24 protein-coding genes and 1 tRNA gene are annotated in these 23458 nt (G+C 62.0%); 6 read left to right on the top strand and 19 right to left on the bottom strand.

Translation table 11 applies throughout. The annotated features are described in order from the left end of the window. Positions 1 to 14 precede the first annotated feature (14 nt). Positions 15 to 3467: a pyruvate carboxylase gene (locus M2368_RS15100; RefSeq protein WP_332487295.1), complete on the bottom strand. Its 3453-nt coding sequence runs from the start codon at positions 3465 to 3467 to the stop codon at positions 15 to 17. Between the two features lie 351 nt (positions 3468 to 3818). On the opposite strand from M2368_RS15100, the gene M2368_RS15095 reads away from it, so the two are divergent. Continuing rightward, entirely contained in the window at positions 3819 to 4634 is an 816-nt protein-coding gene (locus M2368_RS15095; RefSeq protein ID WP_105659072.1) for a ParA family protein, read from the top strand. Between the two features lie 93 nt (positions 4635 to 4727). Here M2368_RS15095 and M2368_RS15090 read toward each other — a convergent pair whose 3' ends face one another. The 4 genes from M2368_RS15090 to M2368_RS15075 all read right to left on the bottom strand — a co-directional run bounded on the left by M2368_RS15090 (position 4728) and on the right by M2368_RS15075 (position 7369). Further along, a complete protein-coding gene (locus M2368_RS15090; protein WP_105659060.1) occupies positions 4728 to 5321 on the bottom strand; it encodes a MerR family transcriptional regulator in 594 nt (197 codons plus the stop codon). A 242-nt stretch (positions 5322 to 5563) separates the two neighbouring features. After that, positions 5564 to 6046, bottom strand: coding sequence for a bifunctional nuclease family protein (locus M2368_RS15085; protein ID WP_105662558.1), 483 nt, complete (start codon positions 6044 to 6046; stop codon positions 5564 to 5566). 40 nt (positions 6047 to 6086) lie between these two features. Continuing rightward, positions 6087 to 6842 (bottom strand): transcriptional regulator FtsR, encoded by a 756-nt coding sequence (gene ftsR, locus M2368_RS15080; protein ID WP_286134412.1) that lies wholly within the window; start codon positions 6840 to 6842, stop codon positions 6087 to 6089. Positions 6843 to 6916: 74 nt separating this feature from the next. Beyond that, the gene (locus M2368_RS15075) at positions 6917 to 7369 is read right to left on the bottom strand and encodes an FHA domain-containing protein (protein WP_105659058.1); all 453 of its coding nucleotides are present in this window, start codon (positions 7367 to 7369) and stop codon (positions 6917 to 6919) included. Positions 7370 to 7636: 267 nt separating this feature from the next. On the opposite strand from M2368_RS15075, the gene M2368_RS15070 reads away from it, so the two are divergent. Then, entirely contained in the window at positions 7637 to 7999 is a 363-nt protein-coding gene (locus M2368_RS15070; RefSeq protein WP_133834491.1) for a DUF488 domain-containing protein, read from the top strand. A 236-nt stretch (positions 8000 to 8235) separates the two neighbouring features. Here M2368_RS15070 and M2368_RS15065 read toward each other — a convergent pair whose 3' ends face one another. Together M2368_RS15065 and M2368_RS15060 are read right to left on the bottom strand one after the other, a co-directional pair. Then, a complete protein-coding gene (locus M2368_RS15065) occupies positions 8236 to 10125 on the bottom strand; it encodes an FAD-binding monooxygenase (RefSeq protein ID WP_105662555.1) in 1890 nt (629 codons plus the stop codon). 211 nt (positions 10126 to 10336) lie between these two features. Then, positions 10337 to 10648 (bottom strand): hypothetical protein, encoded by a 312-nt coding sequence (locus M2368_RS15060; RefSeq protein WP_332487303.1) that lies wholly within the window; start codon positions 10646 to 10648, stop codon positions 10337 to 10339. A 36-nt stretch (positions 10649 to 10684) separates the two neighbouring features. Between M2368_RS15060 and M2368_RS15055 the strand changes: the two genes are divergently transcribed. Then, positions 10685 to 11137 carry a hypothetical protein gene (locus tag M2368_RS15055; protein ID WP_332487305.1) on the top strand — a complete coding sequence of 151 codons (453 nt, stop codon included), beginning with the start codon at positions 10685 to 10687 and terminating at the stop codon, positions 11135 to 11137. Here M2368_RS15055 and abc-f read toward each other — a convergent pair. From abc-f to M2368_RS15005, 10 genes are all read right to left on the bottom strand, one after another. Next, positions 11130 to 12836 carry a ribosomal protection-like ABC-F family protein gene (gene abc-f / locus M2368_RS15050; RefSeq protein ID WP_332487307.1) on the bottom strand — a complete coding sequence of 569 codons (1707 nt, stop codon included), beginning with the start codon at positions 12834 to 12836 and terminating at the stop codon, positions 11130 to 11132. The two genes, M2368_RS15055 and abc-f, sit on opposite strands and share 8 nt — an antisense overlap. Positions 12837 to 13045: 209 nt before the next feature. Then, complete coding sequence (locus tag M2368_RS15045; RefSeq protein ID WP_400343255.1) at positions 13046 to 13888, bottom strand: PhzF family phenazine biosynthesis protein; 843 nt, start codon at positions 13886 to 13888, stop codon at positions 13046 to 13048. A 100-nt stretch (positions 13889 to 13988) separates the two neighbouring features. Next, positions 13989 to 14062, bottom strand: a tRNA-Pro gene (locus M2368_RS15040). Positions 14063 to 14163: 101 nt separating this feature from the next. Next, positions 14164 to 15696, bottom strand: a complete 1533-nt coding sequence (der, locus tag M2368_RS15035; RefSeq protein WP_105659051.1) for a ribosome biogenesis GTPase Der — start codon at positions 15694 to 15696, stop codon at positions 14164 to 14166. 65 nt (positions 15697 to 15761) lie between these two features. Beyond that, positions 15762 to 16457: a (d)CMP kinase gene (gene cmk, locus M2368_RS15030; protein ID WP_105659050.1), complete on the bottom strand. Its 696-nt coding sequence runs from the start codon at positions 16455 to 16457 to the stop codon at positions 15762 to 15764. After that, positions 16439 to 17539, bottom strand: coding sequence for a prephenate dehydrogenase (locus M2368_RS15025; protein ID WP_133834497.1), 1101 nt, complete (start codon positions 17537 to 17539; stop codon positions 16439 to 16441). The genes cmk and M2368_RS15025 overlap by 19 nt, the downstream gene beginning before the upstream one ends. A gap of 3 nt (positions 17540 to 17542) precedes the next feature. Further along, positions 17543 to 18652: a pseudouridine synthase gene (locus M2368_RS15020; protein ID WP_105659048.1), complete on the bottom strand. Its 1110-nt coding sequence runs from the start codon at positions 18650 to 18652 to the stop codon at positions 17543 to 17545. A gap of 101 nt (positions 18653 to 18753) precedes the next feature. Next, positions 18754 to 19344, bottom strand: a complete 591-nt coding sequence (gene scpB, locus M2368_RS15015; RefSeq protein WP_105659047.1) for an SMC-Scp complex subunit ScpB — start codon at positions 19342 to 19344, stop codon at positions 18754 to 18756. Continuing rightward, positions 19337 to 20239 carry a segregation and condensation protein A gene (locus tag M2368_RS15010; protein ID WP_332498103.1) on the bottom strand — a complete coding sequence of 301 codons (903 nt, stop codon included), beginning with the start codon at positions 20237 to 20239 and terminating at the stop codon, positions 19337 to 19339. Before M2368_RS15010 ends, scpB begins: the two co-directional genes overlap by 8 nt. After that, positions 20239 to 21135, bottom strand: a complete 897-nt coding sequence (locus tag M2368_RS15005) for a ParA family protein (protein WP_013348536.1) — start codon at positions 21133 to 21135, stop codon at positions 20239 to 20241. Before M2368_RS15005 ends, M2368_RS15010 begins: the two co-directional genes overlap by 1 nt. Before the next feature lie 186 nt (positions 21136 to 21321). Between M2368_RS15005 and M2368_RS15000 the strand changes: the two genes are divergently transcribed. The 3 genes from M2368_RS15000 (at position 21322) to M2368_RS14990 (ending at position 22337) form a co-directional block, all read left to right on the top strand. Next, positions 21322 to 21702, top strand: coding sequence for a hypothetical protein (locus M2368_RS15000; RefSeq protein WP_498724630.1), 381 nt, complete (start codon positions 21322 to 21324; stop codon positions 21700 to 21702). Positions 21703 to 21746: 44 nt separating this feature from the next. Then, a complete protein-coding gene (locus tag M2368_RS14995; protein ID WP_133834507.1) occupies positions 21747 to 21917 on the top strand; it encodes a maleylpyruvate isomerase N-terminal domain-containing protein in 171 nt (56 codons plus the stop codon). A 69-nt stretch (positions 21918 to 21986) separates the two neighbouring features. Further along, complete coding sequence (locus M2368_RS14990) at positions 21987 to 22337, top strand: VOC family protein (protein ID WP_402697187.1); 351 nt, start codon at positions 21987 to 21989, stop codon at positions 22335 to 22337. 16 nt (positions 22338 to 22353) lie between these two features. Here M2368_RS14990 and M2368_RS14985 read toward each other — a convergent pair whose 3' ends face one another. Together M2368_RS14985 and M2368_RS14980 are read right to left on the bottom strand one after the other, a co-directional pair. After that, positions 22354 to 22797, bottom strand: coding sequence for a cytidine deaminase family protein (locus M2368_RS14985; RefSeq protein ID WP_105662547.1), 444 nt, complete (start codon positions 22795 to 22797; stop codon positions 22354 to 22356). Between the two features lie 9 nt (positions 22798 to 22806). Then, a complete protein-coding gene (locus M2368_RS14980) occupies positions 22807 to 23418 on the bottom strand; it encodes a DUF459 domain-containing protein (RefSeq protein ID WP_402697185.1) in 612 nt (203 codons plus the stop codon). Positions 23419 to 23458: the final 40 nt, after the last annotated feature.

Below are 23458 nucleotides of genomic sequence, written 5' to 3'. Positions count from 1 at the left end.
GGGTACTGCGGATGCTACTTGGGTTCGATCACCAGCAGCAGATCGCCACCCTGTACCTGGCTGGTGCCATTCAGGGTTACCTGGCTGACCACGCCACCCGCGTTGGCAGTGATGCCAGCTTCCATCTTCATTGCTTCGATGGTGGCCACAGACTGGCCGGCCTCGATCAGGTCGCCGACCTTGACGTTCACAGTCACCGCTCCCGCGAAGGGTGCAGCGACGTGGCCGTTGTTGTTCGGATCGGCCTTCGGCGCGGACTTCACGGTGGATTCTACCGATTCGTCGCGGACCTTGAGCTGGCGGGACTGGCCGTTGAGGTTGACCACGACGGTGCGCAGGCCCTTCTCATCGGCTTCCGATACCGATACCAGCCTGACCAGCAATCGAACACCGGTACCCAGCGAAATGACATGCTCAAAGCCGGGAACCAGGCCGTAGAGGTAGTCGCGGGTGTGCAGGACGGACAAATCGCCGTAGTTCTCCACCGACTTCTCGAAGTCACGGGTTGGGCCAGCGAAGAGCAACCGGTTCAGGGTACCGCGAATCGTCTGCGAATCCGCCTGCAGCGCTGTCAGGTCCTCTGCCGAGAGGTCCTCGACATGGGCCTTGACATTGCGTCCCTGCAACGCCTTGGTGCGGAACGGTTCCGGCCAACCGCCTGGAGGGTTGCCCAGCTCGCCCGAGAGGAACTGGATGACCGAATCCGGGATGTCGTAGTTCTGCGGGTTCGCTTCGAAGTCCGCGGCTGGGACTCCGGAACCCACCAGCTGCAAGGCCAGGTCGCCGACGACCTTGGACGATGGAGTCACCTTGACCACATTGCCGAGCATGTCATTGACCGAGGCGTACATCGACTCGATCGCTTCGAAACGCTCGCCCAGGCCCAATGCAATGGCCTGCTGGCGCAGGTTCGAAAGCTGGCCGCCCGGAATCTCGTGCTGGTAGACACGGCCGGTTGGCGCTGGCAGTCCGGATTCGAATGGCTTGTACATGGCGCGCACTGCTTCCCAGTACGGTTCCAGCGACGCCACGGCATCCAGTGACAGGCCGGGATCACGCTCGGTGAACTCCAGCGCTGCGACCAGTGCAGAGGCCGATGGCTGCGAGGTGGTGCCCGCCATGGCCGCGCTGGCCACGTCGACGGCGTCCACACCGGCGTCGATGGCAGCCATCAACGTCGCCAGCTGCCCGCCGGAGGTGTCGTGGGTGTGCAGGTGCACCGGAAGATCGAAGCGTTCGCGCAGGGCCGTGACCAGCTTGGTTGCTGCCGCTGGGCGCAGCAGGCCGGCCATGTCCTTGATTGCGAGGATATGCGCGCCAGCGTCGACGATCTGCTGTGCCAGCTCCAGGTAGTAGTCCAGGGTGTACAGCTTCTCGTTGGCATCCAGCAGGTTGCCGGTGTAGCACAGGGCCACTTCGGCGACTGCGGTGCCGGTGTCGCGTACCGCCTTGATGGCCGGAGCCATCTGTGAAACATCGTTCAGCGCATCGAAGATGCGGAAGATGTCGATGCCTGCGGACGCGGCTTCCTTCACGAAAGCGTCGGTGACCTCGGTTGGGTATGGAGTGTAGCCCACGGTATTGCGGCCGCGCAGCAGCATCTGCAACGGGATGTTCGGCAGCTCCGCACGCAGCAGCTCCAGGCGCTTCCAGGGATCTTCGCCCAGGAATCGCAGGGACACATCGTAGGTGGCACCGCCCCAGACTTCCATGGAGAACAGCTGCGGGACGTTGTGCGCGTAGGCCGGTGCTGCCGCGAGCAGGTCGCGGGTGCGGACGCGGGTGGCCAGCAGCGACTGGTGCGCATCGCGGAAGGTGGTATCGGTGATGCCCACCGCTTTCGACTCGCGCAGGGCCTTGGCGAATCCTTCCGGACCGAGATCCAGCAGCTTCTGGCGCCAGCCATCGGCCGGCACGGCGGACTTGGAGGGGCCATCGAATGGCGAACGCTCTGGCTCGTCGGTCTTGTCACCCGGGAAAGCAGGAAGCTTCTTGCGCGGGTCGATTCCCTCGACACGGCTGCCATTTGGCTGGTTCACCGTGACATGGGCCAGGAAGTTCAGCGCCTTGGTACCGCGGTCCTGGGATTCATTGCCGGTGAGCAGATCCGGGCGGGAGTCGATGAAGTCGGTAGCGACATCACCGGCCAGGAACTGCGGATCACTGAGCACATTCTGGATGAACGGGATGTTGGTGGCCACACCGCGCACGCGGAACTCGGCCAGCGCACGGCGGGCGCGAGCCACAGCCGTCTGGTAGTCACGGCCACGGCAAGTGAGCTTGACCAGCATCGAGTCGAAGTGCGGGGACACCTCGGCGCCGGTGTAGATCGTGCCGCCATCCAGACGGACACCCGAGCCGCCGGCGGAGCGGTAGACGGTAATGGTTCCAACATCCGGACGGAAGCCATTGGCTGGATCTTCGGTGGTGATGCGGGACTGCAAGGCCCAGCCACGCACCTGGATGGTGTCCTGGCTGATCTCCAGATCCTTCAGCGACTCGCCAGCAGCGATGCGCATCTGCGCCTGCACCAGGTCGATGTCGGTAACCTCTTCGGTCACCGTGTGCTCAACCTGGATGCGCGGGTTCATTTCAATGAATACGTGCTGCCCGGCGCGGTCGCCCACGGTATCAACGAGGAATTCGACGGTGCCTGCGTTCTGGTAGCCCAGAGTCTGCGCGAACTTCACGGCGTCCCGGAACAGCGCCTGGCGAATCGATTCATCCAGATTCGGTGCTGGAGCGATTTCGACAACCTTCTGGTGGCGGCGCTGCAGCGAGCAGTCGCGCTCATGCAGGTGGACAATGTTGCCCTGCTCGTCGGCGAGGATCTGCACCTCGATGTGGCGCGGACGCAGCACTGCTTGTTCCAGGAAAACGGTGGGGTCCCCGAAGGCGGTGCCGGCTTCGCGCATTGCCGCGCCCATCAGCTCCGGCAGGTCTTCGCGCTTGTCGACACGGCGCATGCCGCGACCGCCGCCGCCGGCTACAGCCTTGACGAAGATCGGGAAGCCGATGCGATCGGCCTCGGCAATCAGGTAATCAACATCATCGCTTGGCTCGGAGGATTCCAGTACCGGAATGCCTGCCTCGCGAGCAGCCTTCAGCGCCGCTACCTTATTGCCGGCCAGTTCAAGCACGTCCGCCTTTGGACCGATGAACTTGATGCCTGCTGCTTCGGCAGCTCGTGCGAGGTCAGGATTTTCCGAGAGGAAGCCGTAGCCCGGGTAGATTGCATCCGCGCCGGCTTCTTTGGCAACGCGGATAATCTCGTCGATATCCAGGTAGGCGCGGACCGGATGGCCCTCTTCGCCGATCTGGTAGGCCTCTGCGGCCTTCTGACGGTGGATCGAATTGCGATCCTCATGTGGGTAGACAGCAACGGTCTTTGCGCCCAGCTCGTAGCCGGCGCGGAAAGCGCGAATCGCAATCTCACCGCGGTTGGCGACCAAGATCTTTTCAAACATAGTGTCCCTACATCGAATCTGTACACGCTGGTTCAACGGCACAATCAGGACTGTTCCCCTCAGGTGCAGGCCCGCCATCCCAGCGTGTCGGGTCTCGAAAAGCAGCTAGCATTTGCCACTTCTGTGAAACACACTACACGGGGATTCTCCAGAACGTCCAAACATTTCGCCTTGTGGTCAGACCACATGAAATAATTGGATCTTTGAAGTTTTAATCACTAACTGGTGCCTAATGGCAAAAACTGACGTTGCAAAGTCGGAGAAACACGGCTCGGCACACTATGATGATGAGAGACTAAAAATTCGGTGGGACGTTTAAACTAACGAACAGTGAAAGGCGTGGTCTGGTCCGTGCACGTAGTGAGCATCAGCAGCCTCAAGGGTGGCGTAGGAAAAACCTCCGTGACACTCGGATTGGCTTCAGCAGCACTTGCCGCCGGCATTCCGACTCTCGTCATTGACCTGGATCCCCATGCGGATGCCAGCACTGGCCTTGGAGTCCGGGCTAATGGGAAGCAGCCAATTGGGCAAATGCTCAAGAACGCTCGTCGCGCCCGTCTGCAAGATCAGGTTGTCGCCAGCGCTTGGCAGTCCAAGGCAGCAGAGAAGAAATCCCGTACCCGCATTCCAGTGCTCGATGTTGCCGTTGGCGACGCATTCACCGGCATCTACGATCGACCAGATCTGCGGACCCGCGACCTACGCCGCCTCTCCCAGCTTCTGAGCCGCACCAGCGGTTACCAATTGGTTCTCATCGACTGCCCGCCATCGCTGAACGGCTTGACCCGCATGGCATGGAGCGCGTCGGATCAGCTCGTGCTAGTGGCAGAACCCAGCTTGTTCTCCGTGGCCGGCACCGAGCGCACCCAGCGCGCATTGGAACTCTTCCGCCGTGAATTCGCTCCTTCCCTGGGACCGGTACGTGTTGTCGCCAACCGCGTCCGCAAGGACTCCGCGGAGCATACCTTCCGTTTGGGCGAAATGCGCCAGATGTTCGGCGACTCCATGGTCAAGCCCGAGATTCCCGAACACCCGGAATGGCAGCAGATCCAAGGTGCCGCGTACTCGGTGCACCAGTGGCCTTCCAAGGCTACTGCTCCGATGCTGGCGCAGTTCGACGCGTTGCTCAAGGAAGTCATGTCCGCAGCAGGCCCGAACAACACCTAGGCCCGGATACGGATAGCAGCTTAAGCAATTGACCGGATCTTCCTTCAAGGAAGATCCGGTCAATTGCTTAAGCTCTTGAATTATCTGCCGGCCCTAGCCGACGTTGCGCGCCGCCTTGGCAGCCCGACGGGCAGCCAATTCATCTTCTGGCAGGGTCTGCTGCACAGAGCTCTCTGAAGGCAGCTGGGCAAGGGAACCTTCCACCTCGCGCCAAACACGGCCTACGGCGATGCCGAATACGCCCTGGCCCTTCTGGACAAGGTCAATGACCTCGTCGGCGCTGGTGCATTCGTAGACCGAAGCTCCATCGCTCATCAACGTGATCTGGGCAAGGTCCTCAACGCCGCGTTCACGCAGGTGCAAAACGGCCGAACGGATCTGCTGCAGGGATACTCCGGTGTCCAGCAGCCGCTTGACAACCTTGAGCACGAGGATATCCCGGAATGAATAAAGGCGGTGGCTGCCGGATCCCTTGGCTCCGCGCACTGCCGGCTCTACCAGGCCAGTACGTGCCCAGTAGTCGAGTTGGCGGTAGGTAATGCCGGCTGCCTTGCACACAATTGGACCGCGGTAGCCGGCATGTTCATCCAGCTCAGGCAGGTCATCGGTGAAGAGCAGTCCCTGGGTGCTGGATTGCTTGTTGCCACCGTCGACCCCATAGTGAGGCCCAGTCTGGCGAGACTCCATCCAATTGCTCCTTGCGTGTCAGCACGTTCCTAAACGATTATCCAGGGACCGAATGAGAACCGCGCAGATGCGAGTGATGACCATCAAAAAACAGCTCTTTTTAAATGTCCCTATGCAAAGACGGTACGGCGATAACGACTAATGGTCAAAGACCTTCAAGCTTAACTTTAAGGCGTGTCGCGCAGGCTTGGGGAATTACCCAATTCAAGGCCAATATTCCACTGAAACCAAACGCGCGATATCTACGAAGAAAAATCTTCTGGATCAATATTGTCCAAGAATTCACGGAATTCGCGCAACTGCTCTTCGGGTGCCTCTTCGCCGCCAGTTTCATTCTCGATGGCCACGCCAGCTTCTTCCAGGACGTGCTCGGCGCACATGATCGGGCACTGGGCGCGCACGGCAAGGGCGACGGCATCCGAGGAACGGGAATCTACGCGTTTGCCGTTGGAAAGGACAAGCTCCGCGACGAACACGGCATTGTTTACCGAGACTATTTCGATCCGCTCAAGCTTCACGTCCATGCTTTCAATGACGCTGAGCAGCAGATCATGGGTCATCGGCCGAGGCGGAGTGAGCCCTTGTTCAGACATTGCGATGGCCGAGGCTTCGGGCGCACCTATCCACAGCGGAAGGTAGAGATTACGCTCAGGGTATTTGAGCAGCAACAGCGGCTGATTCGCCGGCAATTGAATACGGATTCCGGCAAACTCCAGTTCCAGCATGCTAGCCCCTTAGAGTTGTTGTTGCCTGTTCGAATTCAGCCTAGCGATCCAGTTGGGAAATAGCACGTTGCACCAGGGCCTCGTGAATTTCCAGGCACTGGCGCGAGATTTCCTGGGCCTCTTCCGCAGCGCGGGCACGAGCGGAGACTTCAGGCTTCTTCAGTTCGTTGCCGACAATCGATTCAATCAGCGAGAACTCGCGATCAGCTGCGGTACGGAACTGCCGCAGGTGGCGAGGTTCAACGCCATGGCCCGCCAGCTGAACGGCCGATTTGGTGACCTTGATGCTGTTGGCGTCGAACAGGCCAGCAACCGGTTCGATCAAGCCGAACTTTATCAATTCGCCAACGAGCTCCTCGCTGGCACCGGTCAGCCCCTGCAGTTCAGCCAAGGACACCGAACGGGTTTTGCGCTCCACGGCCTCAGCCATGTCATCGTTGACCGCCTGTGGCGCCACCGGGGCTCCCCCAGGCAATGCTGCTGGCGCTTCACCGCGATCCACCGAGTCGAGATGGTCCTTGATGACCTTCAACGGCAGGTACTGGTCGCGCTGAACCGAAAGGATGAAACGCAAGCGGCTCACATCCGACGCGGAGTACTTTCGATATCCAGCGGAGGTACGTTGCGGGATGATCAGTCCCTTGTCTTCCAGGAAGCGGATCTTGGACGCAGTGACACGTGGGAACTCATCCTTGAGTTCCGAGAGCACCTCGCCGATATTCAGCGCGGCCTGCCGGAAGGTCTCGTGGCGTTGAGCCTCGAGACGTGGGCTGCGGGCTGCGTCAAAGATCGGCAAAGGGTCTACACCTCGGATGTATGGATATGTCGGCGTGCCAGACGCCGGCGGACAAAACCTCGAACTCTACTAGTTTAAAGGTTCGGAACGCTTTGGTAGAAATTCAGGCGGAATTTGCCGATCTGAACCTGAACACCAGTGCTCAACGGGATCTCGTCGATACGGTCGCCGTTGATGTAGGTACCATTCAGCGATCCGATGTCGCTGAGCGTGAACCTCGCGTCCGTTCGGGAGAACTTGGCATGCCGACGCGAAACGGTCACATCGTCCAGGAAGATATCCGCGTTTGGATGGCGGCCTGCGATGCTCTCGTCGGTGTCCAGCAAGAAGCGTGCGCCCTTGTTTGGTCCGGAATGGGCAATCAGCAGCGCAGAACCAGCTGGCAGGGCGTTAACTGCGTTTTTCTCATCCTCACTCAGGGTGTAGATGACCGAAGGTTCAGCACCCTTGTGCACCGCAGGAAGAGCGATATTGGTCGTCTCAGAGGCAGACTCGTTGTGCGGGTCAACCGGCCGATGTTCCGACATTATGGGGTCCTCCAGAAAATTCTGTTAACAGTTCGTGCGTGACGACCTTGAGTTCTGTGTTGGCACAGTCAGTAATACCAAACTATTTACAGATTAGCCTACTCACTGCCCAACTGATAACAGAAAAGTACATATTTTCCGCTGCAAGGGATTGCCAGTGTGGCAAGATGCCAAGAGAGACGATGATGCCTTGGCAGCCCCTGCACTTCGATCCTTTCCCACAGATGGAGGCGATGCAATGAGAATTCAGGAACTTTCAGGTGAATCATGACGAAGATACTTCTCAAACGCGCGTATACCGCGCCCAGCGTCGAGGACGGCTACAGGATCCTGGTTGACAGGCTCTGGCCGCGCGGGAAGAGCAAGGCTGCCCTTCAGCTGGATCACTGGGCCAAGGCCTTGGCACCGAGCACCGGGCTTCGCAAAGGCTGGGATCACGATGCCGACCGCTTTGGCGAATTTGCGCAGCACTATCGCGCCGAGCTAGATCAGAACCCCGCTGTCGATGGCTTTCTGGAAGTACTGGACCAGCATCCCGTGGTCACTTTGGTCTACGGAGCAAAAAATGAGCAGGCTAATCATGCTGTGGTGTTGCGTGACTATCTGCTCGATCAGCTCTCTGGTCCGTAGGCGGCACGAAGCACACGCCGTCGGCACACACCATATCCGAATCGACCACCTGCTGAAGGTCAAAGCTGAATTCCTGGCTCACCGTGGCACCTTTCATCGAAGTCCTGTCCCTTGGTGGTTCAACCACGTTGCGCCGAAAAATATTCCGCACTTCCACGCGACGCCCTGCGCAGGGAAACCGATGGCACCGCGAGATACTCGCGGTGCCATCGGTGATATGTGGAGCGAGGGCGCTACTAGTTCTGCTCCAGCAGGATCGGCTCGAAGAAACGGGCCAGCTCGTTGGCCGCATCCAATGGCAGGATGCTGGCAACATACATATCCGGACGGACGATCACGATCGCGCCATCGCGGGAGATCTGGCGCTCCTCGAAGATGTCCGAGCCGTCCAATGCGGTGTAGACCTTCTCGTAATCCATCAGGCCGAACACGCCGGTGTCCGGACGGAACACCTTCGGCGCGTCATTCACGTTCATCGTGGTGTAGTCCTGCTGGTAGACCACCTTGACATCGAACAGCGCGTCGGCGTCGGCACCCTTCGGCGTGAAGCGAACCAGTGGCGAGCGCTCATTCTCCAGCAGCCAACTCGACAAGGCGGCAATTTTCTGGGACTCTCCCACCGGCTGCTGATCAGCAAAGACGTAGATGCGGTAGCGGCCGTCGGCACGATGGTGGTGGCCCAGGTGCGTTGGGTTGGCATCGGCCAAGCGCATGACTTCCGAAGAGCGGAAGCGCTTGCCCACGGGGAATCCGGCGGCCAGCTCCTGGTGCTCCTTGCCGGCGACCAGCGCAGATGCCGCGTACTCGGTCATGAAGCCGGCAGGGAATTCGGCCGTGCGTACATAGAACTCGGCAACGCCTTCTTGGCCTTCAAGCTCCTTCGCAGTAGCAGCCATGATGGAGGACCACTTCTTGTCGAAGTCGATCAGGTCCTTGGCGATCACCTTGCGCTCGTCCGAGTAGGTGCGCAGCAGGCTTTCCGGAGCTTGGCCCGAGAGCACATAGCCGATCTTCCAGGCCAGGTTGAACCCGTCCTGCATGGAGACGTTCATGCCTTGGCCGGCCTTGGCCGAGTGGGTGTGGCAGGCGTCGCCGGTAATGAACACGCGCGGCTCACGGGTACCGATCTCTTCAACCGGCACATCATCGAAGCGGTCAGCCAGCCGGTGGCCTACTTCGTAGACGCTGTGCCACGCGACGTCCTTGACCTCGAGGGTATAGGGATTCAAAATCGCCTTGGCGCGCTCGATGATTTCTTCCAGCGGAGTCTCGCGGACCTTGCCGTTATCCCCTTCCGGAACTTCACCCAGGTCGACGTAGAGGCGGAAGAGCTGCCCGCCTTCGCGCGGAATCAGCAGGATCGAACCAGCCTTGGAATGGATGGCGCACTTGGTGCGCACATCCGGGAAGTTGGTCAGGCCCAGGGTGTCCATGACGCCCCAAGCGTGATTGGCCTTGTCACCGGAGAGCTTCGCGCCGATCGAGCGGCGGACATTGCTTCTGGCCCCATCGGAACCGACCACGTACTTGGCACGCACTACACGCTCAATGCCGTCATTGCTCTCGCCGCAGCCGATCAGGGTGACCTTCACCGGGTACTCTTCGCCGTCTTCAACGACCAGTTCCTTGAAGTCCCACCCGTAGTCCGGGACGGTGCGAGCTGGGGAGTTCGCCGCGAAATCAGCGAAATAGTCGATAACGCGCGCCTGGTTGACCACGAGGTGCGGGAATTCGCTGACGCCGGTTGGATCATCGGCGGTGCGGTCGGTGCGGATGATCTGATCCGGGTTCTGCGGATCAGGGTTCCAGAAGGTGGTTTCCTTGATGATGTAGGCCTCGGCGGTGATGCGCTCGGCAAAACCGAAAGCCTGGAACGTCTCCACCGTGCGTGACTGGATCCCGTCGGCCTGGCCGATTTCCAGGCGGCCGGGCCGTCGGTCGATGATGCGGGTGTGCACATCAGGGAACTGGGAAAGCTGGGCGGCGGTGATGATGCCTGCGGGACCGGCACCGACGATCAGCACATCCATGACATCGGGCATCTCCATGGGACGGTTTATGCCCACGCCAGCCGCTGGCTGCACCCGTGGATCGGCTGAAATGTATCCGTTGTGGTGAAACTGCACCGTTTCATCCCCCAATTCCCTGTGATGACCTCAGTCAATAAATATGATGTTCGATATTAGAACTGCATGATCTTTTATCGCACACTAATCATATACAATCTGTGAGCTCAGGCACAAGTTCACGCACGCTGCGCCGGCCACCCTAAGCCGCAGATGGGCAGAAGCCCCGGCGCAATAACCTCGCGCCGGGGCCCATCACTGATGCCAGCTGCTACCGATGCTCCCACTCGGGTCCGGCATACTCCAGCATCTGCTCTTCATTAAGTTGCGAACGCCCATAGGCTCCGTGCACCGCGTTGAACTTCCCGCCAATCTCCAAGTCGCGCGAGGACGAGATATCTCCGACCAGCCACGGCTTCCATTTGGTGGCCGACAGATAGGGGCGGATGATGCTGGCCGTGGCAGCGCAATCCGCGGCAAATCGCAGGATCGCCGATGGTTCCCGATCCGCTCCCTCGCGAATGATGGCCAGGACCAGGCAGCACCGGTCTTGCGCGAGGCCCTGGGCCTGGCCCAACTTCACGATTCGCGCACCGAGCTAGTGCCTTATCCGCTGATCGTGCCAGCCCCGAATTCGCCGCATGCCGGTCAGCAGCGCATCAAAATGCGTGATGTCCTGGTCGATCAGGCGGATGAGCAGTTGGGCGATGCCATGGCGCAGTCATTGGCCCATCGGGCCAGCCTGGTCGGCGAATTGCGGGCCTTGGGCGGTGCCGTAGCCCGGGTTCCGGCCCACGCCACCGCCTGGGGGTCGCGGCATCAAGAAGTGCTGGCAGCTACCTGGATCCACCCGTTGGGCATCGCCGAGCAGGACCAGTCGTTCGCTGCCCTGCAGGTTCTGGGCACCGGCGCGTACGGCGCCTACTCTTCGGACGTTCGCCGTTCGGCTGCCGAGCTCGCCTGGCCTGGGCAGACCGGAACCCGGCTGCGTGCCCTGTCCGAGAGAACTGACCCGCAGCACCTGTTTGATGGCGGACTGAACTTGAGAAGCCAGAACTCCAGCGCTACCTGATCAGCTCGACGCGTCCTGCTTCCACCCCGAGCCGATGCACCACCGAATGCTCGCGCATTTTCTGCTGCCAGCGCCGGTCGTGGCTGACCGTGACCACGGCGCCCGGATATTCCGCCAGCGCTGACTCCAGCTGCTCCACCAAGGCCGGTGAGAGATGGTTCGTCGGCTCGTCCAGGAACAGCATCTGCGCTTTGGTGCTGACCGCAATAGCCAGTTCCAGGCGGCGGCGCTGGCCTACCGAAAGCGCCATGGGGTGCCGCAGGAAATCCTGCGGCGAAAACAGGCCCAGCTGGGCCAGGGACGCACCGGCGTCCTGGACATACTGGCCGGTGGCCGCGGCGAAGGCTTCAACCAGGGTGCTGCCAGGAAAAATTCCGACTTCCTGGCGGAGCCAACCGCAGTGCAAGTTGGCAGCGCGCTCGATCTTCCCCTCGGCGCATTCCAGTTCTCCGGCGAGCATTTTGAGCAATGTGGATTTGCCAGCACCATTGGGGCCGGTGACTAGCCAGCGCTCGCCGAGCTTGATGTCGAAGCGTGGCGTGGACAGTTTCGGATCCGAGCCGCGCCAGGCGTTCATCACCTGCAGCAAGGTTTCGCCACCAGCCTGGTCCTGGGTGCTGCCGGGCATCAAGAACGACAGCTCAGCAGCCGGCTCGGGTGCCCGGTGGGTTTCGAGGTCTTCGATTCGGGATTTTGCCTGGCGGATCTTGGAGGTCGACCCATGGCTGGAATCGCGGGCCCGGAAATTTCCATGTCCAAAACTGGATTTCTCCTGCTTGCGCGGAATGGCGCTGACGCGTGAAGCATACTTATCAACCAAGTTCTGTGAACGCTCAAGCTCCTGCACCCAATTTTCGTAGGCGACGCGGATCGCGATGCGCTCCTGCTCCTTGGCATGCAGATAACCGTCATAGCCATTGCCGTAATGCGCGACCGACCCGTCGGCAACCTCAACGATGGATCGGGCAAAACGCTTGAGGAACATCCGGTCATGGCTGATCAGCACCAGCGCACCGCGATGCTTATCCAGGGTGCGCTCCAGCCAGTTCATGGCCGCCTCGTCCAGGTCGTTCGTTGGTTCATCGAGCAGGAGCAATTGCGCACCCGAACACAGGACACAGGCCAGCGACAGCCGGGATCGCTGCCCACCGGAAAGTTGGGACACAAGGCGCTGGCGATCCAGATCTCCTAGGCCCAGCTGCTCCAAGGCGCTATCCAGGCGCGGAGCCAGCGAATAGCCGTCGGCCGCCTCATACAGGTCGGTAACCTGCTGCAGCTGCTTCATCAAACGTTCGGCGACAGGTTCTGGAGCATCTTCGAGCTTGGCCGAGACGACGCGCATCAAGCCTTCCAGTTCACGGAAGCGCCGATGATAGGAATCGATCACCTGTTGCACGCTCATGTTCGCAGCGAAGCTCGGGTTCTGCGCAGCGTAGGCAACGGCACCGGGCGCGTTCATCTTCCGCTGCCCGTGGTCGGGTTCGAGATTCCCTGCAATCACGCGCATCAGCGTGGATTTTCCCGAACCGTTATCGCCAAGTACTGCGATGCGGTCGGTACCGGAAATTGCAAGGTCGATGCCGGTCAGCACATCCCGTTCGCCGAAACTGACTGCGATGCCTTGCAATGAGCATACGTAGTCCGGTTCGGTTTCGCGCTCATGCTGGGAAGACTGGTGGATATTTTGGGACTGGGTCATGGGAGTTTCCTGCCTAGCACCGGTTCGCCGAGTAATCAGGGCCGGTGCGGTGCTGGTGGTTGGCGGGCACCACAAAGGTGCAATGAATATGGCGTCAGCGGAGCGAAGCTCGACACTGGTTACCGCCTAGAGGAAATGGACTCCATGAATTAACGTTCCCACCATTCAAGGCTAAGCCCAAGCCATCACAACAGGCAAGGTTTTGCGCACTACAGCTCGATGATGCCCTCAATCAGGACGTTCGCGGCCCCGCCAACCCAAAGCTGGCCGTCGGCCAAGTCCAGATGCACATGCCCATCGCGTCCGACTTTCGCACCCTGCCGGTTGACCAGTGGCGCGGTGGCGTGCCCGGTGGCCATCAGCCATTGCGTGGCCGCTCCATTCAGGCTTCCGGTGACCGGATCCTCGCGCAAGCCCCCGTTTTCGATGGCCAGAGCTCGGACTTCGAATTTTTCCGGTGCCGACGACTGCGGCAGTGCGCCGAAGACCCCGATTTTCCAGCGTCCCGGCCTATTGGGGATCCGCGGTGCGATGTCCAAAACCTGCTGCGAGTTTTCCAGCAGCACCGCGGCCCACCCCGGCCCGTTGTCCGTCCACTGCGAATCCACAATCTGCTCGGGCTCAATGCCCAGGATCTGGATCATTTCCGTCAGTTCGTGCGGCGCAATTGCACCGGTTCGAACAGCCGGCGGCGAAGCAAAGGAAAGCGTTTCACCTTCGATCCTGATCGGTACCAAACCAGCTTCGCACTCGACGACCAGCTGCTTCGGATCCTGCGGCACTCCTCCGGCCTGCAGCCAGGCACGCGCTGTGCCCAAGGCAGGGTGGCCGGCAAATGGGAATTCGCGTTCGCGCGCAAAGATGCGGAAACGGTAGTCGGCCCGCTCATCGCTGGCCGGCAGTACGTAGGTGACCTCGGAGAGATTGGACCAGAGCGAGTAGTCCTGCATCGACTCGGTATCCAGGCCCTGCCCGTCGAGCACCACGCCTAGCGGGTTGCCCTTGTACGGGGTGGCGCCGAAGACATCGACCTGCTGGAATCTGCGTTGCATTGGACCATCTTCCGGATCTTCGCCGTGGGTGTGGAATTCTGGGGAGGCACGGCAAAACCCCGCCGAGAGAAACTCTCGACGGGGTTTTCCGATTGGATCGTCGGGCTAACAAGATTTGAACTTGCGACCTCCTCACCCCCAGTGAGGCGCGCTACCAAGCTGCGCCATAGCCCGATGCCCTCGCAGCCGTTATCCCCAAGTCGTGAGAACCAAGGGTGCCGTCTGCGAAAAGCTCCTTTATTAGCCTACACCAAGTGAAGGGCTAAATTCGAAATTTAGCGATTGCGTCCGCGGCGCTCGCGGATTCGCATCGAAACCTCGATGGGGCTTCCTTCGAAACCGAAGGTTTCGCGCAGCCGCCGGGTGATGAAGCGGCGGTAGCCTGGATCCAGGAAGCCGGTGGTGAACAGCACGAAGCGCGGCGGACGGGCCGAAGCTTGGGTGCCGAACAGGATGCGTGGCTGCTTGCCGCCGCGCACCGGGTGCGGGTGGGCTGCGACAAGTTCGCCCAGGAAGGCGTTCAGCTTGCCCGTTGGAATGCGCTTGTCCCAGGATTCCAGCGCGGTATTCAGTGCGGGAACGAGCTTGTCCTTGTGCCAGCCGGTCTTCGCCGAGATATTCACGCGCGGTGCCCACTCGATATGGGCAAGGTCGCGCTCGATCTCCTGGTCCAGGTAGTAGCGGCGATCCTCATCCACCTCATCCCACTTGTTGTAGACGATGACCATCGCGCGGCCGGCTTCGATGGCCAGCTGGATGATGCGCACGTCCTGCTCGGAGATGGTTTCATTGGCAGCCAGCAGGATGACGGCGACTTCGGCCTTCTCCAGCGCCGTCTGGGTACGCAACGACGCGTAGTAGTCCGAGCCGACGGCCATGTGCTGGCGGCGGCGGATACCGGCGGTATCCACGAAGCGCCAGACTTCGCCGCCCAGCTCGACAAGTTCGTCCACGGGATCGCGGGTGGTGCCGGCCAGATCGTCGACAACTACGCGCTCGGAGCCGGCCACCTTGTTCAGCAGCGAGGACTTGCCCACATTCGGACGGCCGATCAGCGCAATGCGGCGCGGACCGCCCGATGGGATCATGCCGCCGAAAGCCGAATGGGCCGGCATTTTCTCCATGACAGCGTCCAGCAGGTCGGCGGTGCCGCGGCCGTGCAGGGCCGAGACTGGCCATGGCTGGCCGAATCCCAGTCCCCACAGCGCGGCGGCTTCGGCTTCCTGGTTGAAGTCGTCGACCTTGTTGGCCACTAGGAAGACCGGCTTGCCCTTCTTGCGCAGCATCTTCACCACAGCCTCGTCGGTTGCGGTCGCGCCCACGTGGGAGTCGACCACGAAGAGGATGGCGTCAGCGACGTCGGCGGCAATTTCGGCCTGGTCGGCAACCGAGGCGTGGATGCCCTTGGCATCGTGCTCCCAGCCACCGGTATCGACGATGGTAAATGGGCGTCCCACCCACTCGGCGGAATAGGACACGCGGTCGCGGGTGACGCCCGGGGTATCCTCGACTACCGCTTCGCGGCGGCCCAGGATGCGGTTGACCAAGGTGGACTTGCCGACGTTAGGTCGTCCGATAACAGCCAGGACCGGCGGAATGACAACGTCTTCATCGTCGTCATCGAAGCTATCCAGGCCTGCAAGCAGGGCGGAGTCCTCTTCGTCCAGTTCGTAGTCTTCCAGTCCGCTGAGCAGGGCCTGGGCGCGAACCGCGGCCTCTTCCTCGCTCAGTTCGGCCAGGCGCTCGGCGATATCGTCGTCTCCAACGGGGATGTATTCCTCGTCGTGGGTGGAGTTGTTCTCGCTCATGATTTTCCCTTCACAGCGATCGTAATCTTCATCGGCTCTCGCCGAGGATGGGCACCAGCTTTAGGCTAGTTTTTCGTTGCAGTGCCGACTGCGTCAAGCACTGCGTCGATGGTCTGCTCGAAATCCAGGTCCGAGGAGTCTACGGTCATTACTCCGTCGGCAGCCTGGGTGAAGTTCACCACGGTGGAGTCCTTCGCATCGCGCGCCAGCACCTGGGTAGCCAGCTGCGACTCGTTCTGCGATCCGCCCAGCTGCAGGCCGCGGCGGCGCAGGCGGGCTTCTTCCGATGCGGTCAGCAGGATGCGCGCATCGGCATCCGGGGCGACCACGGTGGTGATGTCGCGGCCTTCGGCCACGATGCGGGTGTTGGCCGCAATGATTTCCTGCTGGCGGCGGACCAGTTCGGCACGCGCGTCCAGATTGGTGGCAACGGTGGAAACCTGCTCGGAGATGCGTGGTTCGCGGATTGCCGCGGTCACGTCTACACCGCCGATTTCAACCAGTTCAGCATCAGGATCGACCGAGATGGACAGCTTGGCATCGCGCACGGCCTGGGCAATGGCCTCGGCGTTGGACAGATCGGTGCCATCGGCGAGCACCGAGTAGGTGATCGCACGGTACATGGCGCCGGTGTCCAGGTAGGCTGCGCCCAGCTTGCGGGCGACGGCCTTGGAGACCGAGGACTTGCCGGAGCCGCTAGGGCCGTCGATGGCAATAACCAGCTTGTCGTTGTTCAAGGTGCTCACTGGGCTACCTTCCATCCGTTCTTGGTCAATACATCTATCAATTCATCGCGCCGGCCGGGCACGACCGAAACATCCACCATGCCGACCTGATGGCCCGCGGAGTGCTCCATGCGCAAATCCTCGATGTTGATCTGCGCGTCGCCGATTTCGGTCAGCAACTGGGCGATCTGCCCCGGCCGGTCATCGATCACGACGGTGACCAACGCGAACGCCTGCGGCGGTGCGCCGTGCTTGCCCGGAATCCGGGCCTTGCCGGCGTTGCCTTCGGTCATCAGCTGCGAGAGGTCCAGCAGCGCGCCGGGGCCCTGCGGGTTCTGCAGCGTGCTGATCAGCCGGTCCAGATCTTCCTTCATCCCGGTCAGGATCGGCACCAGTGCGGCGGCATTGTGCGAGAAGATCTGGATCCAGAGCTTCTCGTCGCTGGCCGCGATGCGCGTGGTGTCGCGCAGCCCGTTGCCCGCCAAGGCCAGCTGGTGGCTTTCGGCGTTCAGCAGGCGCGAGGCGATCATCGAGCTGGCCGCTTGCGGGAAGTGGCTGATCAGCGCGACGGACTCATCGTGCTCGGCCACGCTCATCCGGTACATGGTCGCACCCAGGTCGATGGCCAGGGATTCGGCGGCTTTGACCCGCGAAGCCTGCGCGCCTTCATGGGCGCAGATGACCCACGGCATGGAGGTGAACAATTCGCCACGGGCCGCGGCCGGTCCGGACTTCTCCCGGCCCGCCATCGGGTGCGTCCCCACATAGCGGGAAGTCTCGGCCTCGCCCAGCCGCTCGTCCGCCAGCACGCCGGCCAGGATCGAGCCCTTGACACTGGCGATGTCCACCACGGCCGCGTTCGGATAGGCCAGCAGCGCGTCGCCCACCAGGGCGGAGGTGACATCCGGTGGAGCACCGATCACGACCAGTTCCGGGGCGATCTGCTGGTGCTCCAGCAGCACCCCGGCGCCAATGTCCTGGGCTACTCCGGCAGCGGTCGGCGAAATATCCGACAGGTAGACGTGCACGCCCTTGGCGCGCAGGCCCAATCCCACCGAGGTGCCCAGCAAGCCGGTGCCGATGACCAGCACCGGGCCTGCAAGGTGAGAAGACGCCATGGGCTACATCCCCACCATGGCCATGAGGTGCCCGACTTCCTGGTTGCCCAGGGAGCGGATGGTGCCCTGCTTCTGGTCGCCCAGCAGCACCGGACCCACGGCAACGCGCACCAGGCGCTGGACCGGGTGGCCTACGGCGTCGAACATGCGGCGCACGATGCGGTTGCGGCCCGAGTGCAGGGTCACCTCGACCATCACGTGCTTCGGGGTGGTGGCGATGATCTTCAGGTCATCGACCTTGATCCAGCCATCTTCGAGCTTGATTCCCTCGCGCAGCTGGTTGCTTACCGCACGCGGCAGCGGGCCGGGGATCTGCACCAGGTAGGTCTTGGGGACTTCGTACTTCGGGTGCTGCAGGCGGTTGGCCAGCTCGCCGTCGTTGGTCAGGATCAAGACGCCTTCGGTCTTGTAGTCCAGTCGGCCAACGTGGAACAAGCGCAGCGAGTGGTGCTCGTTCTTGAAGTAGTCGGCGATGGTGCGGCGGCCCTCCGGGTCATCCATGGTGCACATCACGTGCTTCGGCTTGTTGAAGACGAAGTAGCGGTTTGCCTGGTTCATCTGGATGCGCATGCCATCGACGTGGATGCGGTCCTTGGCTGGATCCACGCGCGAACCCAGCTCGACGACCAGGTTGCCGTTGACCTCGACGCGGCCTTCGAGGATCATCTCCTCGCAGACGCGGCGCGAGGCCACCCCGGCGTTGGCCATGGCCTTCTGCAGGCGGATGCCGTCCTGCTGCTCGCCGTTGATCTCGCGAGCTGCCTGGCTTTCGGCACGAGCCTGGGCGCGGGCGCGCTGGGTCGGGCGCGCATAGTTGGTCGGCACGGAGTTGCCGAAGCGTTCCTTGCCGAAAGCACGCTCGGAGTTCTTGCGCGGTGCTGCGGTGTTGCGCTTGGCCGAATTCGACTTTTCCCCTGGCTTGCCCGAGGCGGACTTGCCATACGGCTTCTCGCCGAATGGCTTCTCGCCGAAGGACTTGCCACCGGTGCGGCCTGCACCGCCTGGCTTGCCGTAGGCCTTGCCGCCGGTAGTGCCGCGGCCGCCTGCTGGCTTGCCGCCGAAGTTTGAATTGTTGCCGCGATCGTTGCGGCCTGAGGATGGTCCCCTGCTCATGCTTGCCTGTGTCCCTTGCTGTTACGTGTTCGCTGCGCGAGCCCGCCAGTCTTGGGGCTTCACGCGTGGTTGGTCCGTTGTAGCTGCCGGCTGGCAGCTACCTAGTCGTCGTAGGTTGCCGAATCGAGCGATTCGAGGTCGGCCACCCCGGGAAGATACGGGGACAGCGCAGGCAACTCATCAAGCGAGCCCAGTCCCAGTCGTTCCAGGAAGTATTCGGTGGTTTGGTACAGCGTCGCTCCGCCATCCCCAACTTCCGGATACTCCGTGATCAATCCGCGGGTGAGCAGCGTGCGCACCACTGAATCGACGTTGACACCTCGAATCGCCGAAATACGTCCACGCGAGACCGGCTGTCGGTAAGCGATGACAGCCAGGGTTTCTAGGGCGGCCTGTGACAGGCGTGCTGTCTGCCCGTCGAGCACATAACTGGAGACGAAATCGGCGTAATCGGCCCGCGAATAGAAGCGCCACCCGGAGGCGACGCGACGCAGTTCAAATCCGCGCGGGCGATCCTTACTATCATACTCGGTAGCAAGGGTCTCCAAAGCGGCGGCAACCCTGGCGGTGGGGACTTCGAAGATTTCGGCCAAACGCGCCGAAGATACGGGGATATCGGCGACCATCAGCACCGCTTCAAGGCCCGATTCCAGGCCTCCTGGCAGCTGGTCAATGGGTGCAATCTCACTCATGATCCACCTCACCACCACTCCCCTCGTAGTCGTCTTGCACGGCCTGCGCATCGAAACTGGACTCCTGGACCAGCGAGATCAGCAGCGGGCCGAGCGGATCTTCCTGCGCAAAGCTAATGGCTTTCTGCCTGAACATCTCCAACAATGCCAGAAAACGCACGACCACCACCAGCTGCGCATCCGCGTCTGCCACCAGCTCGGTGAATGCCAGCGTGCCGCGGGCTTCGAGCAGGGCGGTGATCGCATCGGCTTCCTCGGCAATGGTGACGTTCGCCCCGTGCAGGTGCCCGATGCCGACCTCTGTTTCCGGTTCCGGCTTCGGCGCCAGCGCCTTGGCCGCCATCGCGGCCAAGGCGTCGGGCCCGATGCTGAACACCAGTTCCGGCAGCAGGGCAGCGAACTGCGGTTCCAGCGAGACTTCGCGGGGATGGCGCGCTCCCTCGATTCCGTAGCGTTCGCCCAAGAACTCGGCGGCCTGCTTGAAGGCCTTGTACTGCAGCAGCCGCGCGAAAAGCAGGTCGCGGGCTTCGAGCAGCTCGAAGTCCTCCTCATCGGCCATTTCGCCGCGCGGCAGCAAGCGGGCCGCCTTCAAATCCAGCAGCGTGGAGGCGACCACGAGGAATTCGGTGGTTTCATCGAGCACCTTCATCCCGTCGCTCCCCTCGGCGGCACTGGTGGCTTGCAGCTCGCGCAGGTAGGCGATGAATTCGTCGGTGACCTCTGCCAACGCGACCTCGGTAATATCCAGCTCGCGTTTGGTAATCAGGTGCAGCAGCACATCGAAGGGCCCGTTGAAATTCTGCAGGGCAAGGCGAAAACCGCCAGCCGATTCCTGCTCAGCTCCTGCTGGCGTGGTGGAATCGGTGGCGGCTTCTTCGCTGAGCGTGGCGCTCATTACGGGGCACCACCACGCCAAATCAGTTCGCGGGCGAGGTTGCGGTAGGCCTCAGCGCCCGGGTGGTTGGCGGCGTAGGAAGTAATCGGTTCGGCGGCCACGTTCGCGTCGGCGAACTTGATGGTGCGCTTGATGACGGTCTCGAAGAGCTTGTCGCCGAAGGCCTCATCCAGCCGGGTGATGACCTCGCGGCTGTGCAGGGTGCGGGCGTCGTACATGGTGGCCACCACGCCGTCCAACTCCAGCACCTGGTTCAGCCGGTCCTTGACCTTGTCGATGGTTTCCATCAGCAATGCCACCGCACGCAGCGCAAAGAACTCTGCGGTCAGCGGGATGATCACGCCATGGGCGGCGGTGAGCGCGTTGATGGTCAGCAGGCCCAGCGATGGCTGGCAGTCGATGAGCACCACATCGTAGTCGTCGATGACATTGCGCAGCGCACGTTCCAGCACCTGCTCGCGGGCGACCTCGTTGACCAGCTGCACCTCGGCTGCGGACAAATCGATGTTGGCTGGCAGCAGATCGATGTTCTCGACGTCGGTCTTCACGATGGCGTCGGTGATCTTCACCTTGCGGTCCATCAGCACGTTGTAGACGGTGATGTCCATTTCATGCGGGTTGGTTCCGAAGCCGGCAGACAGCGCGCCCTGCGGGTCGAAGTCCACCAGCAGCACCTTGCGGCCGTACTCGGCGAGCGCGGCGGCGAGATTGATGGTGGAGGTGGTCTTGCCAACGCCGCCCTTCTGGTTCACCATGGCGATCACGCGTGCCGGGCCGTGCGATGGCAACGGTGCTGGCACGGGGAAATCTGTCAATGGCTTGCCAGTAGGACCCACTGGGCGAGGCTCCTTGAGCATCCCCGCTCCGCGGTGCTTGTTTCCCTGTTCCTCGCTCACGATGGGTAAACCACACTTCCCGTTCGATAAACCTGATTCTTCGAGCTGTAAGCTCTTTTCAAGGTTATCGGTCGAAGCAAAAGATCTTGGTTTTTTGGGTTCTTCCACGGCGAGCCTTTACCTTGAACCTTAGCTCTAATGTTGTATGCGAGCTGAACGCAATCTGGCATTTACGGGAAGGGCGCGATGCGCACCATTGAAAAGCTCGCCAGCTGGGCGGAAGCCGAGCCAGGCAGCAAGCAGGCAAGGGTCCGTGTGCTCCTCCAGGCCCAACTGGACGACTGGCTATTCATCGTGGTGCTCGACGACCGCGGATGGTCCAGCAGCGAAGAATGGGCGCAGGTGACGCCGGCCGGAATCCGCGAAACCGCGTTGGTTGTGGTGGGCCCGGATGAACCGGCACCGGGGTGGACACGGGCCGAGGAGCTGCATGCTTATTGGGAGTACATCCAGTCGATTCTCGCTGCGCAACAGCTGCACGCGTCGATCGACGAGCTGATGGCTCTGGATCATGAGGTCCAGTTCGGCCCGCGCCTGCAGCGCCTGCTCACCGCGGCCGGCCACTGACCTGTGTGCTTCTGGGCCGAAAACCGGAATCATCATGAGCCAGGATTCCCGCGCCATGCACCGCTTGGACGGTACGCGACCTGCTCGACCACCCCTGCGATCTGGCCCAAGCCACCGGCCAGGCACTGGAGGGTGATCCTGCCGTGGAGTCCCCGGCTGGGCAGCGCCCTGGTGCCCAGCCCGATCATCCGCTGGCTATTCGGATAAGTTCTTGATCCTGGCGCATTCCGGTGGTCGAATGGTTCCACACGCGCCGGCATCCGGCGGCATAAGGGGCGAGGCAGATGTTCACGGGAATGCTCAGCAATTGCACGGTATCGAATTTGGCCCGAGCCGAGCACTGGTACGCGCGGCTCTTCAACCGGGCGCCGGACCAGCTGCCCATGGACGGGCTGCTCGAATGGCATCTGGCCCCGGGATTCGGAGTCCAGGTCTTCGCGGAGCCCGACCGTGCCGGATACAGCACGCTGGTCCTGGAAGTGGCCGACCTCGACGCGCAGGCCGCGCGCCTGCTGGATGCGGGCATCGGGCATCACGGCCCGCAGCCCGGCGGCGGAGCACGGATCGTGCAGCTGCAGGATCCCGACGGCAACCGGGTGGTGCTCGCTTCGCCCTTGCCCGGCCTCTCGCGCTGAGCCGGGCATCAGGCTCTCAGGCTTGCTCGGCCAACCAGTCGAAAGACAACGGCAGCAGCTCGCGAATGCCGATGCTGCGCGCCCCGTGCGGGGTATCGACGATGACCCGCAGCCACGGATAGCTATCAGCCATCACCTGGCGGCAGCGCCCGCACGGGTTTTTGATGCCGCGCCCCTGGTTGCCCACTGCCACCACCACCTGCGGATCCCTTGCCCCGGCCGCACGGGCCGCACCGAAGGCCACCAGCTCTGCACACGGGCCTCCGGTGAAGTGGTAGAAATTCACGCCGGCGTGCATGGCGCCGTCGGCAGCCAGCACCGCGGCACCCATGGTGTGCACCCCGTCGCCGCCATCGGGCGCGTCGGTTGCTGCCTCAATGGTCCGCCGGGCGAGTTCGACCAGTTCTTCTTCGGCGTCTGCCAGTGCACGATACTGCTGCCGGTGCGGTGTCCCGTTCATTGCTCCAGCCTAGCTGCCCAGTTCCGCAAGCCACGGGTCCCAAGCCTGGCTGGCCATCCCCGCCAGCAGGTCATAGCCTGCTGCGCGCGGGTGCGCTCCATCATCGGCGGCCACTTGGCGGCGCCACAGCTCATGTCCCGCGAGATCCCCGAACACGCTTAGATAAGGCACATTCCTCGACGCGCACCGTGCCCGCATTTGCGCATCCAGCTCGCGCAGTTCCGCGTTCAATGCATCATCGGCGATCGGCGGCGGACCGATCATGAGAACCGGCCAATTGCGTTCCTTTGCCGCATCCAGGATGGCCTCGAGGTTCTGGATCCGTTCTCCGGCGGCCACCCGCGGCTTCGCGTCCCAGCGGATCACGTCGTTGACCCCGAAGCAGAGCACCACGCCTGGCGCGTAGTCCCCCGGCAGAAAGCGTGCGGCGCATTCAGCTTCGAATCGCTGCCGGATCATGGCGCTGGTATCGCCGCGAACACCGAGGTTGTAGCCGGTGAGCCCATGGCCCCGTTCGATTCCCCGGGCGACCAGCCGCCCCGCCCATCCGCGATGGGTTTCATCGCCGACTCCTGCGACGAAGGAATCGCCGACAAAGCACACTCGTACCGCTGAACCCATGATGCCTTTCCGCCTGCTGGCTGCTGCGCCCGGCTGGCCC

It is taken from the genome of Arthrobacter sp. JUb119, from assembly GCF_024807995.1.
Classification (GTDB): domain Bacteria; phylum Actinomycetota; class Actinomycetes; order Actinomycetales; family Micrococcaceae; genus Glutamicibacter.
Note: the sequence above shows the minus strand (reverse complement) of the source record. Positions and strands in the feature narration are given on the sequence as shown.

What these genes read in the sequence shown, in the direction of transcription:
- scpB (WP_105659047.1), bottom strand. Translation starts at nt 19,344, where the DNA reads ATGAGTGAGATTGCACCCATTGACCAGCTGCCAGGAGGCCTGGAATCG.
- M2368_RS15075 (WP_105659058.1), bottom strand. Translation starts at nt 7,369, where the DNA reads ATGTCGGAACATCGGCCGGTTGACCCGCACAACGAGTCTGCCTCTGAG.
- cmk (WP_105659050.1), bottom strand. Translation starts at nt 16,457, where the DNA reads ATGGAAGGTAGCCCAGTGAGCACCTTGAACAACGACAAGCTGGTTATT.
- M2368_RS14990 (WP_402697187.1), top strand. Translation starts at nt 21,987, where the DNA reads ATGTTCACGGGAATGCTCAGCAATTGCACGGTATCGAATTTGGCCCGA.
- M2368_RS14985 (WP_105662547.1), bottom strand. Translation starts at nt 22,797, where the DNA reads ATGAACGGGACACCGCACCGGCAGCAGTATCGTGCACTGGCAGACGCC.
- der (WP_105659051.1), bottom strand. Translation starts at nt 15,696, where the DNA reads ATGAGCGAGAACAACTCCACCCACGACGAGGAATACATCCCCGTTGGA.
- M2368_RS15045 (WP_400343255.1), bottom strand. Translation starts at nt 13,888, where the DNA reads ATGCAACGCAGATTCCAGCAGGTCGATGTCTTCGGCGCCACCCCGTAC.
- M2368_RS14980 (WP_402697185.1), bottom strand. Translation starts at nt 23,418, where the DNA reads ATGGGTTCAGCGGTACGAGTGTGCTTTGTCGGCGATTCCTTCGTCGCA.
- M2368_RS15010 (WP_332498103.1), bottom strand. Translation starts at nt 20,239, where the DNA reads ATGAGCGCCACGCTCAGCGAAGAAGCCGCCACCGATTCCACCACGCCA.
- M2368_RS15100 (WP_332487295.1), bottom strand. Translation starts at nt 3,467, where the DNA reads ATGTTTGAAAAGATCTTGGTCGCCAACCGCGGTGAGATTGCGATTCGC.
- M2368_RS15025 (WP_133834497.1), bottom strand. Translation starts at nt 17,539, where the DNA reads ATGGCGTCTTCTCACCTTGCAGGCCCGGTGCTGGTCATCGGCACCGGC.
- M2368_RS15085 (WP_105662558.1), bottom strand. Translation starts at nt 6,046, where the DNA reads ATGCTGGAACTGGAGTTTGCCGGAATCCGTATTCAATTGCCGGCGAAT.
- M2368_RS15070 (WP_133834491.1), top strand. Translation starts at nt 7,637, where the DNA reads ATGACGAAGATACTTCTCAAACGCGCGTATACCGCGCCCAGCGTCGAG.
- M2368_RS15020 (WP_105659048.1), bottom strand. Translation starts at nt 18,652, where the DNA reads ATGAGCAGGGGACCATCCTCAGGCCGCAACGATCGCGGCAACAATTCA.
- abc-f (WP_332487307.1), bottom strand. Translation starts at nt 12,836, where the DNA reads ATGACCCAGTCCCAAAATATCCACCAGTCTTCCCAGCATGAGCGCGAA.
- M2368_RS15090 (WP_105659060.1), bottom strand. Translation starts at nt 5,321, where the DNA reads ATGGAGTCTCGCCAGACTGGGCCTCACTATGGGGTCGACGGTGGCAAC.
- M2368_RS15000 (WP_498724630.1), top strand. Translation starts at nt 21,322, where the DNA reads ATGCGCACCATTGAAAAGCTCGCCAGCTGGGCGGAAGCCGAGCCAGGC.